The organism is Streptomyces sp. NPDC037100 (assembly GCF_055606225.1).
This window is the reverse complement of sequence record NZ_JBVJSX010000005.1, coordinates 134,622-149,120: the sequence shown is the minus strand read 5'-3', so window position 1 is coordinate 149,120 and position 14,499 is coordinate 134,622. Positions and strand designations below refer to the sequence as shown.

13 protein-coding genes and 1 pseudogene are annotated in these 14,499 nt (G+C 71.7%); 4 read left to right on the top strand and 10 right to left on the bottom strand.

Translation table 11 applies throughout. From position 1 onward, the window contains the following. Positions 1 to 128 precede the first annotated feature (128 nt). From ACZ7EG_RS18110 to ACZ7EG_RS18100, 3 genes and pseudogenes are all read right to left on the bottom strand, one after another. Positions 129 to 425, bottom strand: a pseudogene (locus ACZ7EG_RS18110) ((2Fe-2S)-binding protein); the annotation flags it as partial. Further along, positions 422 to 1,576, bottom strand: coding sequence for an NAD(P)/FAD-dependent oxidoreductase (locus ACZ7EG_RS18105; RefSeq protein ID WP_471079189.1), 1,155 nt, complete (start codon positions 1,574 to 1,576; stop codon positions 422 to 424). The gene ACZ7EG_RS18105 and the pseudogene ACZ7EG_RS18110, both read right to left, overlap by 4 nt. A 70-nt stretch (positions 1,577 to 1,646) precedes the next feature. Then, positions 1,647 to 2,306 carry an MmyB family transcriptional regulator gene (locus ACZ7EG_RS18100; protein WP_471079185.1) on the bottom strand — a complete coding sequence of 220 codons (660 nt, stop codon included), beginning with the start codon at positions 2,304 to 2,306 and terminating at the stop codon, positions 1,647 to 1,649. Between the two features lie 238 nt (positions 2,307 to 2,544). Between ACZ7EG_RS18100 and ACZ7EG_RS18095 the strand changes: the two genes are divergently transcribed. From ACZ7EG_RS18095 to ACZ7EG_RS18085, 3 genes are all read left to right on the top strand, one after another. Further along, positions 2,545 to 3,204: a helix-turn-helix domain-containing protein gene (locus ACZ7EG_RS18095; RefSeq protein ID WP_471079182.1), complete on the top strand. Its 660-nt coding sequence runs from the start codon at positions 2,545 to 2,547 to the stop codon at positions 3,202 to 3,204. A 32-nt stretch (positions 3,205 to 3,236) separates the two neighbouring features. Further along, complete coding sequence (locus ACZ7EG_RS18090) at positions 3,237 to 3,767, top strand: toxin-antitoxin system, toxin component (RefSeq protein WP_471080382.1); 531 nt, start codon at positions 3,237 to 3,239, stop codon at positions 3,765 to 3,767. A 180-nt stretch (positions 3,768 to 3,947) separates the two neighbouring features. Then, positions 3,948 to 4,172 carry a hypothetical protein gene (locus tag ACZ7EG_RS18085; protein ID WP_471079179.1) on the top strand — a complete coding sequence of 75 codons (225 nt, stop codon included), beginning with the start codon at positions 3,948 to 3,950 and terminating at the stop codon, positions 4,170 to 4,172. A 36-nt stretch (positions 4,173 to 4,208) separates the two neighbouring features. Here the strand turns inward: ACZ7EG_RS18085 and ACZ7EG_RS18080 are convergent, their stop codons facing one another. After that, positions 4,209 to 4,868, bottom strand: coding sequence for a 4'-phosphopantetheinyl transferase family protein (locus tag ACZ7EG_RS18080; RefSeq protein WP_471079176.1), 660 nt, complete (start codon positions 4,866 to 4,868; stop codon positions 4,209 to 4,211). Next, positions 4,865 to 5,725 carry a metallophosphoesterase family protein gene (locus ACZ7EG_RS18075; protein WP_471079173.1) on the bottom strand — a complete coding sequence of 287 codons (861 nt, stop codon included), beginning with the start codon at positions 5,723 to 5,725 and terminating at the stop codon, positions 4,865 to 4,867. Before ACZ7EG_RS18075 ends, ACZ7EG_RS18080 begins: the two co-directional genes overlap by 4 nt. Before the next feature lie 257 nt (positions 5,726 to 5,982). On the opposite strand from ACZ7EG_RS18075, the gene ACZ7EG_RS18070 reads away from it, so the two are divergent. Next, entirely contained in the window at positions 5,983 to 7,119 is a 1,137-nt protein-coding gene (locus ACZ7EG_RS18070; protein ID WP_471079170.1) for an ATP-grasp domain-containing protein, read from the top strand. Positions 7,120 to 7,123: 4 nt separating this feature from the next. Here the strand turns inward: ACZ7EG_RS18070 and ACZ7EG_RS18065 are convergent, their stop codons facing one another. The 5 genes from ACZ7EG_RS18065 to ACZ7EG_RS18045 form a co-directional block, all read right to left on the bottom strand. Then, positions 7,124 to 7,642: a cupin domain-containing protein gene (locus ACZ7EG_RS18065; RefSeq protein WP_471079167.1), complete on the bottom strand. Its 519-nt coding sequence runs from the start codon at positions 7,640 to 7,642 to the stop codon at positions 7,124 to 7,126. 77 nt (positions 7,643 to 7,719) lie between these two features. Next, the gene (locus tag ACZ7EG_RS18060) at positions 7,720 to 8,970 is read right to left on the bottom strand and encodes an alpha-L-fucosidase (RefSeq protein WP_471079164.1); all 1,251 of its coding nucleotides are present in this window, start codon (positions 8,968 to 8,970) and stop codon (positions 7,720 to 7,722) included. A 4-nt stretch (positions 8,971 to 8,974) separates the two neighbouring features. Then, complete coding sequence (locus ACZ7EG_RS18055) at positions 8,975 to 12,016, bottom strand: alpha-mannosidase (RefSeq protein ID WP_471079161.1); 3,042 nt, start codon at positions 12,014 to 12,016, stop codon at positions 8,975 to 8,977. A 56-nt stretch (positions 12,017 to 12,072) separates the two neighbouring features. Next, positions 12,073 to 13,413 carry a 6-phospho-beta-glucosidase gene (locus ACZ7EG_RS18050; RefSeq protein ID WP_471079158.1) on the bottom strand — a complete coding sequence of 447 codons (1,341 nt, stop codon included), beginning with the start codon at positions 13,411 to 13,413 and terminating at the stop codon, positions 12,073 to 12,075. A 184-nt stretch (positions 13,414 to 13,597) separates the two neighbouring features. Next, entirely contained in the window at positions 13,598 to 14,362 is a 765-nt protein-coding gene (locus ACZ7EG_RS18045; RefSeq protein WP_471080379.1) for a DeoR/GlpR family DNA-binding transcription regulator, read from the bottom strand. Between the last annotated feature and the right edge of the window lie 137 nt (positions 14,363 to 14,499).

Below are 14,499 nucleotides of genomic sequence, written 5' to 3'. Positions count from 1 at the left end.
ACGTCCTGCGTGCCGATCACGTCCCCGTGATCCACCCCGTCCCGCATACCGATCACGTCCCCGTGACCCGTCCCGTCCTGCATACCGGTCACGTCCCCGTGACCAGCCCCCGCCCGCGTACCGGTCACGTCCCCGTGCCCCGTCCCCTCCTGCGTGCCGATCACGTCCCCCGGCTGTACCGGCACCAGGCAGGCGCGTCGGTTGGGGCGCCCGTTGACCGTCACCAGGCAGTCGAAGCAGACACCGATCCCGCAGAACACCCCGCGCGGACGGCCCTCGCCCCGGGTGGCACGCCACGACGTGACGCCCGCCGCCCACAGCACGGCGGCGACCGTCTGCCCGGGCAGCGCCTCGACCGGCCGCCCGTCGAACGTGATCGTGAAGGCGGGGCCGGGCCTGGCGCCCGCCAGTCCCAGGGGATTCACTCGGCCTCCTCGGTGAAGCGGTCGGGCCGGAACGGGCCGAGGTCGAGATCGGGCGTGCGCCCGGTCAGCACCTGGGCGATCAGATGCCCGGTGCCGGTGGCGAGTCCGATGCCCGCGCCCTCGTGCCCGCAGGCGTGGAAGAGCCCGGGCGCCCTCGGGTCGGCGCCGATCGCGGGCAGATGGTCCGGCAGATACGGCCGGAAGCCGGCGTAGGTCCGCATCGCCCGGACTCCGGCCAGGAAGGGGAAGAGCCCGGTCGCCCCGGCTGCCAGCGCGCGCAGCGCCGGGAGCGACAACGACCGGTCGAAACCGACCCGTTCGCGGCTGGCGCCGATGAGGACCGGTCCGGCCGGGGTGCCCTCGACCACGGGGGAGGTCTGCAGCGCCGCGGAGTCGCTGGCGACGTCGGCCACGTAGTCGGCGGCGTACACCTTGTGCCGGATGCGGGGCGGCAGCGGCTCGGTGACCAGGACGAACCCCCGCCGGGGCAGCACGGGCAGGGACACTCCGGCGCGGGCCGCCAGCTCGCCGCCCCAGGTACCGGCCGCGTTGACGACCGCGGGGGCGTGGAGGTCCCCGCGGTCGGTCCGCACGCCGCGCACCGCACCGCCCGGGCCACGCAGGACTCCGGTCACCTCCCAACCGGTGAGCACCCGGGCCTTCGAGGCGCGCAGCAGGTGCGCCGCCGCGAGGGCGGGCATCACCTGGGCGTCCTGCGGGTAGTGCATGCCGCCCGCGAGGCCGGGGGCCAGGTACGGCTCCAGGTCGGTGAGCCGGTCGGGTGGCACCGGGACCGCCTCGGCCCCGGCCGCGCGCTGCTCCGCCGCGAGTTTCTCCAGCCCGGCCAGGGCCCGGTCCGTGCCGGCGACGACGACACCGCCCTTGGCCTCGTACTCGACGGCGCCGCCCAGCCCCTCCCGGGCCAGGTCGGCCCACAACCGGGCGGACAGCAGGGCCAGTTCGAGCTCGGGTCCGGGTTCCTTGTCGGAGACGAGGAGGTTCCCCTCCCCCGCTCCGGTCGTGCCACCGGCCACCGGGCCCCGGTCGACCACGACGGCGTCCAGGCCCGCGCGGGCCGCGTACAGGGCGGCGGCGGCGCCGACCACTCCGGCTCCGACCACCACGACATCGCAGCTCAGCGACTCGCTCACGCCAGTACTATGTCACACACCACATGGTCCGGGAAGGGTGCCGACAAGGTGGGCGGGCACCCGGTGGCGGTCAGTCGGCCGCGGGGACGACCGTCAGGTGGGAGGCGTTACGGCGGGTGCGGCGCTCCCGGGACGCGGAGCGGCGGGCCTCGCGCAGGACGAACGTGACCCGGGCGAAGCCCAGTTCCTCGAGCGTCCTGGTCGTCTCGACGACGACCCGGCACTCCATGGCGCCACGGTGCGGATCCGGGTGCAGCAGCGGCCGTACGGCACCGTCCTGCTCGACGGCGCCCTCGCCGACCGCGCGGACCCAGTGCGGCAGGCCGTGCCGGTAGGCGGCCTCCATGATCGGGTCCTGGGCGATGTCTCGGCGGATGGCCTGCAGCCCGTGGTCGGGACCGTGGCTCTCCACGGTCCGTGCCAAGTGCGCGAGCATGGGCAGGCACCAGCTCGCCTCATGCTCGCCGAGCACCGTGGGGGCGTCGGGGTGGAAGAGGACGAACCTGAGGAAGTTGTCGCCCGGCATCGCCGTCGGGTGCGGGCCCATCTCACGGAAAAGTGACCGGAAGGCGCCGTTGGTGAGCACCACGTCCCAGCAGTGGTCGACGACGAGCGTGGGGAAGGAGACACCCTCCAGAAGCCCGGCGTAGTCCTCCAGGTAGGCCTGGGCCTCGGGAGTCTCGGAGACGGGCCGCGGTGCCGGCCGCTGCCCTCCTGCCTGATATGCCATCGGGAGGTCACCCCTCTTGCCTGTGCGGCCTTGACGCGGCGCCCCGATCCTGCTGCCCCGGGCTGAGGCGTGTCAACTATTGTGGCATTCCATGCCTGTTGACGGCTGAAATTGGCCACAGTTGTGGCGGAACCTGGATGTGAGTTCGAACCACCGGCTACGCTCCGGGAAGTTCACGCCGGGGTAGGTCACGGCATCCACTTGTGAGAAGCCTGTGAGACACGTAGGAGATCTGTCGGTGACGGGTGGCTTCGACGAAGGTCCGGGCGTCACGCCGACGGCCGTGCTGCCGGCCGTCGTCTCCCGTGTCGGCGCGCTCGCCGACCGGCTCGGCGTGCCGCACGCCGAGGTCTTCGACATCGGCCGGCTGTCCGTCGCCTCCGGCGTCCCGGAGCCGGTGGTGCAGGCCCTGCTGCGCGGCAGGCCCGCGGGCGAGCCCGATGTGCAGGCCCGGTTCCTGCAGCGACTGGACCTGCTGCGCCGGACCCGGCTCAAGCCCAACGGCCGCAAGTACACCCAGCAGGAGATCGCCGACGGCGCCGGCATGTCCCGCCAGCAGGCCGGCGCCCTCATCAACGGCGACCGACGGCCGACCATGGAGCACTGCGACGCCCTCCAGCGGTTCTTCCGGGTGCACGCCGGCTTCCTGACGGCCGAGGACCCCGAGGCGCTCGTGAGCGCCCTCCAGCACACCGAGCAGGAGTTGCTGCAGAAGCTCGCCGACCGTGAGCGGCAGGCGGCCGCGGCACAGGACGACCCGCTGGAGCGGCTGCTGCAGGACCACGGCGTGCGCGGCATCGCCTGGCGTGCCGCGCAACTGCCCACCGACCAGCACCGCGACAAGGTCGCGGAGTGGCTGGACATGCTCCTGGAGAGCGTCAAGCGGCCCGAGTCGTGACCGTGGGGAGAACTGTGGGCATCGGTAAGGAAATGCGCCGTCTGTGCGGCGAGCTGGTCGCGGAGCTGACCCTCCCCGCGCCGGCTCGGCCCGAGGAGCTGTACGCCGCCCTGTGCGACGGCATGAGCAGACGCCGCGGCCGCCCCGTGCGCTTCCGCACGGCCGCGTTTCCGCCCGGGACCGCCAGCGGGCTATGGCTGGACATGGCCGAGCAGGACCTCGTCGTGATCGAGGAACGCACCGCTCCCGACCACCAGTTGGTGATCCTGGGTCATGAGCTGTGGCACATGAAGGCGGGGCACTGCTCCCACCACGTCGAGGGCGCGGCCGTCGCGGCCAGGCTCCTCGACGACGGGGCCGACCTCCAGGCGACCGTGCTGAAGGTGGCCGCGCGCACCCGTTTCGACCTCGACGACGAGCGGGAGGCCGAGAGCTTCGGCCTGCTGCTCGCCAGCAAGTGCCGGGCGTGGCTGGCCGGTTCCTCCTCACGGGGGCGGGTGCAGCGGGACCATCTGGCGGGGCGGATCGAGGCGTCGCTGGGATACCGCGGACCGCAGGGCTGACGGGACCGCACCGCGCGGCGACATGGCGGGTTCCCCCCTCCGCCGAGCGGGCGAACCGGAGGGCGGCGGGACCGGATTGTCAGTGGTGGACGGCAAGCTGGAGGTGCGCCACCGCTGTGCGGGGGCGTACGCGCCGCGAGGGCGCGGGACCGACGACGCCGACACGGGGAGAGCCGACCGATGCCCACCGCCGTTCTGACCGATCGTGAACGCACCGCCGTCCAGGCCTATCTGCGGCTGCTGCACACCGTGCGAGCCGCCTTCGACCTGGAGGGCAGCCCGCCGCTCGTCCCGCCCGCGGTGCTCGCCGAGGCGGAGCAGGCCCTGGAGCGTGCCGGACTGACCGGCAACGAGGAGGCGTTCTTCCGCCTCCTGGAGAACTGGTGTCCGGAGCCTGGCCGCTGACCGGGAGTGCCACGGGGCGCGTGCCGGGGAGCGGGGTCAGGTGTGCGGTACGGCGATCGCCGTCGCGATCAGGCCCCGTCCCGCCGTCCAGCGGCCGTCGAAGTGACCGAGGCGGCGGGCGCCCACCCATGGCCCGGGGACGAGCAGCTCCGCGCGGAAGGTGCCGTGGGCGGTGAGCTCGATGTCTGCCTCCATGAAATCCAGCCACTTCCCGGTGAGGGGGAACCACGCCTTGTAGACGGACTCCTTCGCGCTGAACAGCAGCCGATCCCAGTGCACGTCGGGGCGTTCGGCCGCGAGCCGTCGCAGCCGGTCGGCCTCGGCCGGCAGGGACACGGACGGCAGGACACCTTCGGGAAGCGGGCCGTGGACCTCGGCGTCGACACCGAGCGACGCCAGGTCGGTCGCGCGGACCAGCGCGGCGGCACAGTAGCCGTCGCAGTGGGTCATGCTGCCGGTCAGCCCGGCCGGCCAGCCGGGGGCGCCGCGTTCCCCGGGCAGGATCGGCTGCGGCTCGACGCCGAGCTTCGCCATGGCTCTGCGGGCGCACGAGCGCACCACGGCGAACTCCCTGCGCCGCTTGTCGACGGCCCGTGTCAGGAGGGCCGCCTCCTCGGGGTACAGCGGGGCGTCCGCGTCCTCGTACCCGTACGCCTCGACGCTGACCACCGTCTCCGGCAGCAGTTCCTCGATCACCGCTGTTCGCCCTCCCCCGGCAGGATCCGCCGCAGCCGCCCCGGCGGCCGGGACCGCTTCCTCCACTCGCGTGGATAGCCCACCGACACCTCCTCGAAGCGCACGCCCTCGTGGAAGGTGGTGCGGGGGATGTGCAGATGGCCGTAGACCATGGTGTGCACGCGGAATCTGCGGTGCCAGTCGGCGGTCAGGTCCGTGCCGCACCACATGGCGAACTCGGGGTGCCACAGCACGTCCATCGGGTGCCGGTGCAGCGGGTAGTGGTTGACCGGGATCACCGGCAGGTCGCCGGGCAGTTCGGCGAGTCGGCGTTCGGTCGCGGCGACCCGGGCCCGGCACCAGGCCTCCCGGCTCGGGTACGGGTCGGGGTGCAGCAGGTACTCGTCGGTGCACACGATCCCGGTGCCCCGCGCGTACTCCAGGCCCTGCTCCTTGGTGGTGCAGCCGGCGGGCAGGAACGAGTAGTCGTACAGCAGGAACAGCGGGGCGACGGCCACCGGGCCGCCGGGGCCCTCCCAGACGGGATAGGGGTCCTCCGGTGTCGTCACGCCGAGTTCACGGCACATCTCGACCAGGTACTCGTACCGGTCGACACCGCGCAGGGTGACGGCGTCGCTCGGATGGGTCCACAGCTCGTGGTTGCCGGGCACCCAGACGACCTTGCGGAAGCGGCCCGCGAGCGTCTTCAGGGTCCAGCGGATGTCCACCACGGTCTCCGCGACGTCCCCGGCGACGAGCAGCCAGTCGTCGTCCGTCCCGGGCCGCATGTCCTCGACCAGGGCGCGGTTCTCCGGGTAACCGATGTGCAGATCACTGATGGCCAGCAGTTGTGCGGCGCCACCGGCCGTCGACGTCACTCTCGCCCCCCTCAGCGCACCTCGGACATCACCAAGAGATCACATCCGTGCGACCGGGACAAGAGCGGGCCCGGGGGCCGTGGCGGGAGAATTCCTTCACACGCGCGTTGCACGAGGGGGCCCGCCGAAGCCGTATGATCTGGCCCAACACCACCGCTGAGAACTTCCCTTTCACAGGGGCGGTTTGGTGTCCCTCCCTTCTCCTGCCCGGGCACGGGCTGCTCAGCCCTGCCCGCGAACCATGAAAGGCGGCCTGCATGGTCTCTCGCGTACGCGTCTGGCTCAACCGCACGTACGCGGAGAACGTGTTCTTCATGGATCAGCTGCGGAGGAATCCCAGCGACCGGGCGGTCGAGATCCATGCCACGCACGGCGACCCCGACTCGCCGGTGCTGGCCGCCGCCGACACCGCCGAGCTGGAGCCCGACAACCTCTCCCCCGCCGGGTACGTCGAGTACGCGCTGGACCAGTGCGCGCGGCGGGGCATCGACGTGTTCGTGCCCCGGCTGCACCAGTCCGCGATCGTGGCGCACCGCGCCGAGTTCGAGGCGGCCGGCACGGCGGTGCTGGCGCCGCCGCCCGAGGCCGTGGCCGTCTTCCACGACAAGGTGATCGCCTACGAGGCGGTCCAGGCGATCGGTGTGCCGGTGCCGCCGTGGTACCGGGTCCGCTCGGAGGACGAACTCGTCGCGGCGGTCGAGGAGTTGGAGGCCGGCGGGCACAAGGCGTGCTTCAAGCCGGCGTCCGGGGCCGGCGGGGTGGGCTTCCGTGTGATCACGCGTACGCCCTTCTCGCTGATGCATCTGAGCGGGTTCCCCAGCCCGTACGTGCCGCTCGACCTGGTACGGGAGGCGCTGCGGCAGGGGGAGGAGCCGGTGGACTGGCTGGTGATGCCGCGGCTGGAGCAGCCCGAGGTGTCGGTGGACTGCCTGACCGGCCCGGACAACCGGGTCCGGCTGGCGGTGGGCCGCACCAAGAACGGCCGCCGCCGGGGCTTCACCCTGCACGAGCAGTGGCTGGACCCGGCCCGGCGCATCGCGGAGGGCTTCGGGCTGCACTACCTGTCCAACATCCAGTTCCGGATGTTCGGCGACCGGCCGGTGCTCATGGATGTCAACACGCGCCCGGCCGGCGGACTGCACCAGCTGTCCCAGTGCGGTGTCAACGCCCCCTGGGCCGCCGTGCAACTGGCGCTCGGCGAGGACCCGGGCGACATGGTCCCGCCGTTCCTGGGCCAGGACTACACGGTGGTGTCGGGGCCGCGTCCGCTGCGGCCGGTGTCGCTGCCGCAGCAGCGGCCGGAGGCGACGGATCCGCTGCCGGCGGTACCCGCGCCCGCCGCGGCCGAGCAGGCCGGCTCCATCGGGGCGGCGGCTCAGGCGCTGCCCCTCTGAGGCCTCAGGCCCTGGCCGCGAGCGCCGCGCGCCAGACGGGACTGTCGACGTAGTGGTTGTCGAAGCGTTCGGAGGAGTCCTTGATCTCCTGCGGGTCGGCCTCGCCGCGCATCACCCGGCCCAGCAGCCGCAGATAGTCGAAGCGCCCGGCGCCCGGGGTGAAGACGAACAGCACGTCGGCCGTCGCACCGGGCGCGGCGGCGAAGGCGTGCGGGGTGTGCGGCGGGACGAGAAGGAAGTCGCCGGCTCGCAGCACGGTGATCTCCTCGCCCACCAGTACCTGGAGCGCGCCGTCGATCACGTAGAACATCTCGGACGCCTCGGTGTGCAGGTGGGCGGGCGCTCCGACCGCGCCCTCCGCGAAGGTCGACCGGTAGGCGGTGAGCCGGCCGCCGGTGTTCTCGGAGTCGGCGAGCAGGGTCATCACGCTGCTGGGGTCGCGCGTCGTCTCGGCCTCGGCGGCGCGGGTGAGGACCGGTGCGAAGCCGCTGCTGTTTGCCGTTTCGTTCTGTGTCGTCGTCATGACATCGAATCTACGGAGCCGGGCGACCCATGGCAGGGGGCATTCCAGTGCCGTGATCGTGGGTCAATCCGACGGTGTCAGAAGCGGCCCCCGCCCCGGTACAGCTCCAGTTCTCCTTCCAGTTCGACGGCCAGCACCGTGGCGTGCGGGTCGAGGTCCGCCGCGGTGGGGGGTTCGATCCAGAGGATGCCGGGTGTCTCGTGGAGGCCGCCGGTGACGCGGTGGGCCAGTTCCGTGCCGCTGCCCAGGACCGAGACCCGGCGGACCTTGTTCAGCAGGCCCCGGACGTTGATCTCGGCGCGCGGTGCGTCGAAGAGGATCAGGTAGAGGGTGCGGCGGTCCTTGGAGAGGGTGCTCGGGCCGTAGTGGTGGCCCGGCGGAAGTCCCCGTACGGTGCCGTACACGGCTTCGGCGTGCCGGGCGATCCAGGCGCCGAGCCCTTCCAGCCGCCGCGCCTGTTCGTCCGTGATCGTGCCGTCCTCCCGCGGGCCGACGCTGAGCAGCAGGTTGCCTCCGCCACCGATGGTCTCGGTGAAGTAGCGGATCAGCTGGTCGACGGACTTGTGGTTGTGGTCGTGATGCTGGTGCCCCCACGAGTCGTTGATGGTGAGGCACAGCTCCCAGGGGCCCTCCGGCGGGATCACGGGGGCGCCCTGCTCGGGGGTGGCGTAGTCGCCCTCGCTGAGCATCCGGGCGTTGAGGACGACGTCCGGCACCTCGGAGCGGATCAGGGCGGCCAGTTCGGGGATGCGCCACTGCTCCTCACTGCGGTCCCACTCGCCGTCGAACCACAGCAGATCGGGCTTGTAGCGGTGGGTGAGTTCGCGGATCTGGCCGTCGCGGTAGGCGAGGAACCTCTCCCAGGCGTCCAGGTCCTCGAATTCGGCGGCGACCTCGGAGTAGCGGTTGTCCTCCAGCTCCGGTGGACGGCCGGGCTTGCGGGTGGAGGCGTAGTCGGGGTGGTTCCAGTCGGAGTGGGAGTAGTAGAGGCCGACCCTGAGGCCCTGCTCGCGCAGGGCCTCGGCATAGCCGCCGATCAGGTCACGGCCCACGTTCAGGTCGCCGTACGCGGTGTCCCACAGGGCGACCCCGTCGTGGTGGCGGCTGGTCAGGACGGCGTACCTGGCGCCGGCCCGCGCGAAGAGCCTCGCCCAGTCGCGCGGGTCGTAGCGGGCGGCCGTGAACCGGTCGAGCTGGGACATGTACCGGTCGTGCGGAACGATGTCGTCGTAGAACGACCAGGACTCCTGGACGCCGTCGACGGCGTAGATGCCCCAGTGGACGAAGATGCCGAGCTTGGCGTCCTCGAACCACGGCTGCATGGCCATGAGGTCAGCTCCTCCGCAGGCGCAGGGTCAGGATCTGGAAGGGCCGCAGCGTGAGGGCGACGGCCCCGTCGGTGATCTCCGCATCCTCCAGCGGGCGTTCCAGCAGGTCGGTGACCTGAGCGCCGGCGAGCGGGAAACCGGTGCGCAGCGTGCCGGTGGCGCGGCCGCCGCGGGACTCGTACAGCCGGACGACGACGTCGCCGGAGGCGTCGTCGGCGAGCTTGACGGCTTCGACGGTCACGCCCTCGCCCTCGGCGGAGACCACGGGTGCGGGGGCGCCGGCCGCGTCGGCCACCCGCAGGGGCAGATTGAGGGCGTAGCCCTCGGCGACGGCGTCCTCGACGGTCGCGCCGGGCAGCAGCGCGTAGGTGAAGCGGTGGCGGCCCTGGTCGGCCTCGGGGTCCGGGATGCGCGGGGCGCGGACCAGGCTGAGGCGGACGGTGGTGGTGGTGCCGCCGTCCTCGCGGACGGTGTGGGAGACGTCGTGTCCGTACGTCGAGTCGTTGATGACGGCGACGCCGTAGCCCGGCTCGCCGAGGTGCACCCAGCGGTGGCCGGAGACCTCGAAGCGGGCCGCCTCCCAGCTGGTGTTGGTGTGGGTGGGGCGCTGGATGTGGCCGAACTGGATCTCGGCGGAGGAGTGCGAGGCCCTGATGTCGACGGGGAAGGCCGCCTTGAGGATCTTCTCGGTCTCGTGCCAGTCGATGTCCGTCTCGATGTCGATCCGGGGGCTGCCGGCGCGGACGGTGATCGTCTGGGTGATCGTGGAGCCCTTGCCGAAGGCCCGCTCGACGCGGATGGCGCCGATCAAGGGGTCCTGCTCGACGACCGTGACGGACGACGCGTCGAGGAGGTCCGTGTAGCGGTTCTTGTAGTGCTTGTCGATGTCCCAGGCGTCCCAGTAGTTGGGGAGGTCCGTGTGCAGACGGAGCAGGTTGCCCGGCTCGGCGAGGACCTCGCGGCCGGCGCGCAGGTCGCGCACGGAGGACAGGGTGCCGTCCTCGGCGACCTCCACCCGGACCAGTCCGTTGTCGAGGACCCGGCCGTCGACCGTGACCGGCTGCGGGGGCGCGGTGTCGGCGAGGGGCGCCGAGCCGCTCGCGGGCACCTCCACGTACACCGGTGCACCGTCGGCCGTGCGGACCACGTCGGCGCGGTCGTAGGGGCTGGTGTTGAAGACGCGGGTCTCGCCGGTGCCCAGCGCGGCCACCGCCTCCGTGGTCAGCGCGTGCAGCTCCTGCGCGACGCGGGCGTATTCGGCCTCGGCCTCGCGGTGCACCCAGGCGATGGAGGAGCCGGGCAGGATGTCGTGGAACTGGTGCAGCAGCACCGTCTTCCACAGCCGGTCCAGCTTCTCGTGCGGGTAGGCGTAGCCCGGGGCGTGCAGGGCGGCCGTGGTCGCCCAGAGCTCGGCCTCGCGCAGGAGGTGCTCGGAGCGGCGGTTGCCCTGCTTGGTGCGGGCCTGGGAGGTGTAGGTGGCCCGGTGCAGCTCCAGGTAGAGCTCGCCGACCCACACCGGAGCGTCCGGGTACTCCTCGCGGGCCTTGGTGAAGAACTCGTCGGGGTGTTCGACGACGACCTTCGCGGAGCCCTCCAGGTCCGCCAGCCGGCGGGCGCGTTCCATGATCTCGCGGGTGGGGCCGCCACCGCCGTCGCCCCAGCCGAAGGGTGCCAGGGAACGGGAGGCACCGCCCTTCTCCGAGTAGTTGCGGACCGCGCGGGACATCTCCTCGCCGCTGAAGCGGGCGTTGTAGGTGTCGACCGGTGGGAAGTGGGTGAAGATGCGGGTGCCGTCGATGCCCTCCCACCAGAAGGTGTGATGGGGGAACTTGTTGGTCTGGTTCCAGGAGATCTTCTGGGTGAGGAACCACTCGTTGCCGGCGAGCTTGGCGATCTGCGGGTAGGCCGCGTTGTAGCCGAAGGAGTCCGGCAGCCACACGCCCTTGGTCTCGATGCCGAAGTGCTCGATGAAGAACCGCTTGCCGTGGATGAACTGGCGGGCGACGGCCTCGCCGCCGGGCAGGTTGCCGTCGGACTCGACCCACATGCCGCCGACCGGCGCCCACTGGCCGTTCTTGACCGACTCCTGGATGCGGGCCCAGACCTTGGGGTAGTTGTCGCGCACCCACTCGTACTGCTGGGCCTGGGAGCAGGCGAAGATGAAGTCGTCGTACTCGTCGGCGAGCGAGGTGACGTTCGAGAAGGTGCGGGACGTCTTGCGCTTGGTCTCGCGGATCGGCCAGAGCCAGGCGGAGTCGATGTGGGCGTGGCCGACGCCGGAGATCGTGTGCGCGCTGGCGTGCGCGGGCTTGGACAGCGCCGGCTTCAGCGCTTCGCGCACCGCGGCGGCCGAGCCGGAGACGTCGTCCAGGTCGAGGAGGTCCATCGCCCGGTCGAGGGCGTGCGCGATCTCGTGCCGGCGCGGGTCGTGCTCGCCGAGTTCCAGCATGAGCTCGCGCAGCACCTGCACGTCGAGGTCGAGGTGCCAGACCTCCTCGTCGAGGATCGCGATGTCGGCGCTGCGGAAGGTGTAGAGGGGCTTGTCGCCCGCGGTCAGCTTGTCGCCGAGCGGGGTGATCTTCGAGAAGTTGTCCGCGAGGATGTCCGGGTTGGAGGCGGCTTCGACCAGGTAGTCGACCGTCTCGCCGCCCTGCGCGGGGTTGGCGATCGCCACGTACTGGTTGAGCGGGTTGACGGCCTTGAGGGGGGTGCCGTCCGGGAGGTGGACGAGGGCCTCGGCCTGGTTGCCGGGCCAGTCGCCGACGAAGCCGAGGTCGATGACGGCCTCGACGCGCTTTCCGGCCCACTCGGCGGGCACCTGTCCGCGCATGCGGAACCAGGTGGTGCCCCAGGGCGGGCCCCACGGGGTGCCCATCGTGAACGGCTCGTAGGAGGCTGCGGCGGCCTCCTCGAACGGGACCGGCTCCCCCGGGGCCTGCCAGGCCTCCACCGCGAAGGGGACGGTGGCCGCGTAGACCGCGGCCTTGATGCGCTGGTCGTGAAGGCGCTGCACGCGCTCCTCGATGCGGCGGCTTTCGTCGTGCATGAGATGTCTCCAGGAAGCGGGGAAGAGCGGCGGGGAAAGCGCTTACCTCTCGGTGCTCACCTAAGGTACGCCAGCCCGGGGTGGACCTCGGTATAGCCCTCGACCAGCCTGCGGGCCACGTTGACGGAGTCGACGAGCGGGTGCAGGGCGAAGGCCTTGACGGCGGTCGTGAGGGAGCCGGAGTCGGCGGCCGCCAGCACCTCGCGCTCGACGGCCTTGACCGCGCAGACCAGGCCCGTCGCGTGGTCGGGCAGCGGGTCCACGGTGACGGGGTGGGCGCCGTTGGCGTCGACGAGGCAGGGCACCTCGATGACGGCGTCGGCGTCGAGAACCGACAGCGTGCGCTGGTTGCGGACGTTGAGGATCAAGGTGGTGCGCTCGTCCCGGGCGATCGCCCGCATCAGCGCGAGGGCCACCTTCTCGTAGCCGCCGGACAGGTCGTCCTCGTCGCGTTCGCCGGCTCCCGCCGTCTCGCGGTTCTCGGCCATGTACGTGGCTTCGCGCTCGGCGCGGGTGCGGTCCCAGACCGCGAGGGCGGGGGCGTCCGGGTTGGTCATCTCGGCGTAGAAGCGGGCCTGCTGGTCGTGCAGGAAGGCGCCGCGGGTCTTCTCGGCCTGCTGGTAGGCGCGGACGGCCTCACGGTTGAAGTAGTAGTAGTGCAGATACTCGTTGGGGATCGCACCGAGGGAGCGCAGCCAGTCGGCGCCGAAGAGCTTGCCCTCCTCGAACGAGCCGAGCAGGTCGGGGTCGGCGAGCAGGCGCGGGAGCTCGTCGCGGCCGGCGACCCGCAGGCCCCGCACCCAGCCGAGGTGGTTGAGGCCGACGTAGTCGATCCACGCCTCGCCCGGGTTCTCCACGCCGAGCACCCGGGCGATACGGCGGCCGAGACCGACCGGGGAGTCGCAGATGCCGATGACGCGGTCACCGAGGTGGCGGGACATGGCCTCGGTGACCAGGCCGGCCGGGTTGGTGAAGTTGATGACCCAGGCGTCGGGCGCGAGCCGGGCCACCCGCCGCGCGATGTCGACGGCGACCGGGACCGTGCGCAGGCCGTAGGCGATGCCGCCCGCGCCCACCGTCTCCTGGCCGAGCACTCCTTCGGCCAGGGCCACGCGTTCGTCGTTCGCCCGTCCCTCCAGACCGCCGACGCGGATCGCGGAGAACACGAAGTCGGCGCCGCGCAGGGCCTCGTCGAGGTCGGTGGTGGCGCTCACCTCGGGCGCGTCGGGGACGCCGGCCGCCTGTTCGGCGAGGACACGTGTCACCGCCGACAGCCGTCCGGCGTCCAGGTCGTGCAGGACGACACGGGTCACCCGGCCCTCGGCGTGGTCCTGGAGGAGCGCCCCGTACACCAGCGGCACGCGGAATCCTCCGCCGCCCAGAATCGTCAGCTTCACCGGGTTCCTCCGATTCGGCGGGCTGCGCGCGGCATGTCGCGGGAACCGAACACGCGCCACCTCCTTGAACTTGCTTCAGGCCCCCGGGCTGGTTCCAGCCCGGCTGGTGTCGAGCGTGTGAGAGCTCGCTGTGCACGCGACGGCGGGGCGGCCCGGTCCGGGCGCCCGTCGGCCGGGAGAGAGTTCAAGCTTGCACCTTTCCCGCCACGACCACCTCGACGCCCGCCTCCTGGAAGGAGGCTCGCGTCACCGCGTCGACCGGCTCGTTCGTCACCACCGCGTCCAGGTCCTCAGGGCCGCAGACCTTCGCCATCCCGTGCCCCGGGAACTTCGCCGCGTCGGCGAGCAGCACCACCTTCTCGCCTGCCTTGATCATGGCGCGCTTGACCGGCACCTCCACGACCGTCGTGTCCATGACCTGCCCGCCGGGCCGTACCCCGCTGGTGCCGAGGAAGAGCCAGTCGGCGTGCAGCTGGCGCAGGTTGTCCTCGGTGAGGAAGCCGACCAGGGAGCGGTACTCGCGGCGGACCATCCCGCCGAGCAGGACCAGCTCGATGCCCTCGTCGTCCGCGAGTTCCTCGTAGACCACCAGGTTGCTGGTGATCACGGTGAGCCGGCGGCCGTGCAGCTGCCGGGCCAGCCGGTAGGCCGTCGTCCCGATGTCCAGCAGCACCGACTGACCGTCCCTGACCATCGCGGCGGCGCGTTCGGCTATGGCGTCCTTCTCGGTGACGCGTACCCCGGCGACCTCGGCGAAGGGCTGGTCGCCCTCCTCCACGACAGCGCCGCCGTGCACACGGGTGAGCAGCCCGTCTTCTTCCAGTTTGACCAGGTCACGCCTGATTGTGGCAGGGCTCACGCCCAGCTGCTCCGAGAGGTCGGTCACGGCCGCGGGCCCGCCGGCGCGCAGGGCCCGCAGGATGAGTTGGTGTCGTCGTTCTGCCAGCACGGCGTGCACATTACTCGTCATCTCCAATCATCGCCATGCTTATTTCTGCTCGGGTATTGACCAATCTCGCTGGAGCGGCGCACGATTCCGGTCACCGAGATGAAGAGTTTTGACGATCTCCGTCGAAGCCCTGAGCG

Excerpts from the sequence above, each read along its gene's own strand:
- ACZ7EG_RS18100 (WP_471079185.1), bottom strand. The coding sequence starts at position 2,306 with ATGGCATATCAGGCAGGAGGGCAGCGGCCGGCACCGCGGCCCGTCTCC.
- ACZ7EG_RS18090 (WP_471080382.1), top strand. The coding sequence starts at position 3,237 with ATGCGCCGTCTGTGCGGCGAGCTGGTCGCGGAGCTGACCCTCCCCGCG.
- ACZ7EG_RS18085 (WP_471079179.1), top strand. The coding sequence starts at position 3,948 with ATGCCCACCGCCGTTCTGACCGATCGTGAACGCACCGCCGTCCAGGCC.
- ACZ7EG_RS18070 (WP_471079170.1), top strand. The coding sequence starts at position 5,983 with ATGGTCTCTCGCGTACGCGTCTGGCTCAACCGCACGTACGCGGAGAAC.
- ACZ7EG_RS18065 (WP_471079167.1), bottom strand. The coding sequence starts at position 7,642 with ATGACGACGACACAGAACGAAACGGCAAACAGCAGCGGCTTCGCACCG.
- ACZ7EG_RS18060 (WP_471079164.1), bottom strand. The coding sequence starts at position 8,970 with ATGGCCATGCAGCCGTGGTTCGAGGACGCCAAGCTCGGCATCTTCGTC.
- ACZ7EG_RS18055 (WP_471079161.1), bottom strand. The coding sequence starts at position 12,016 with ATGCACGACGAAAGCCGCCGCATCGAGGAGCGCGTGCAGCGCCTTCAC.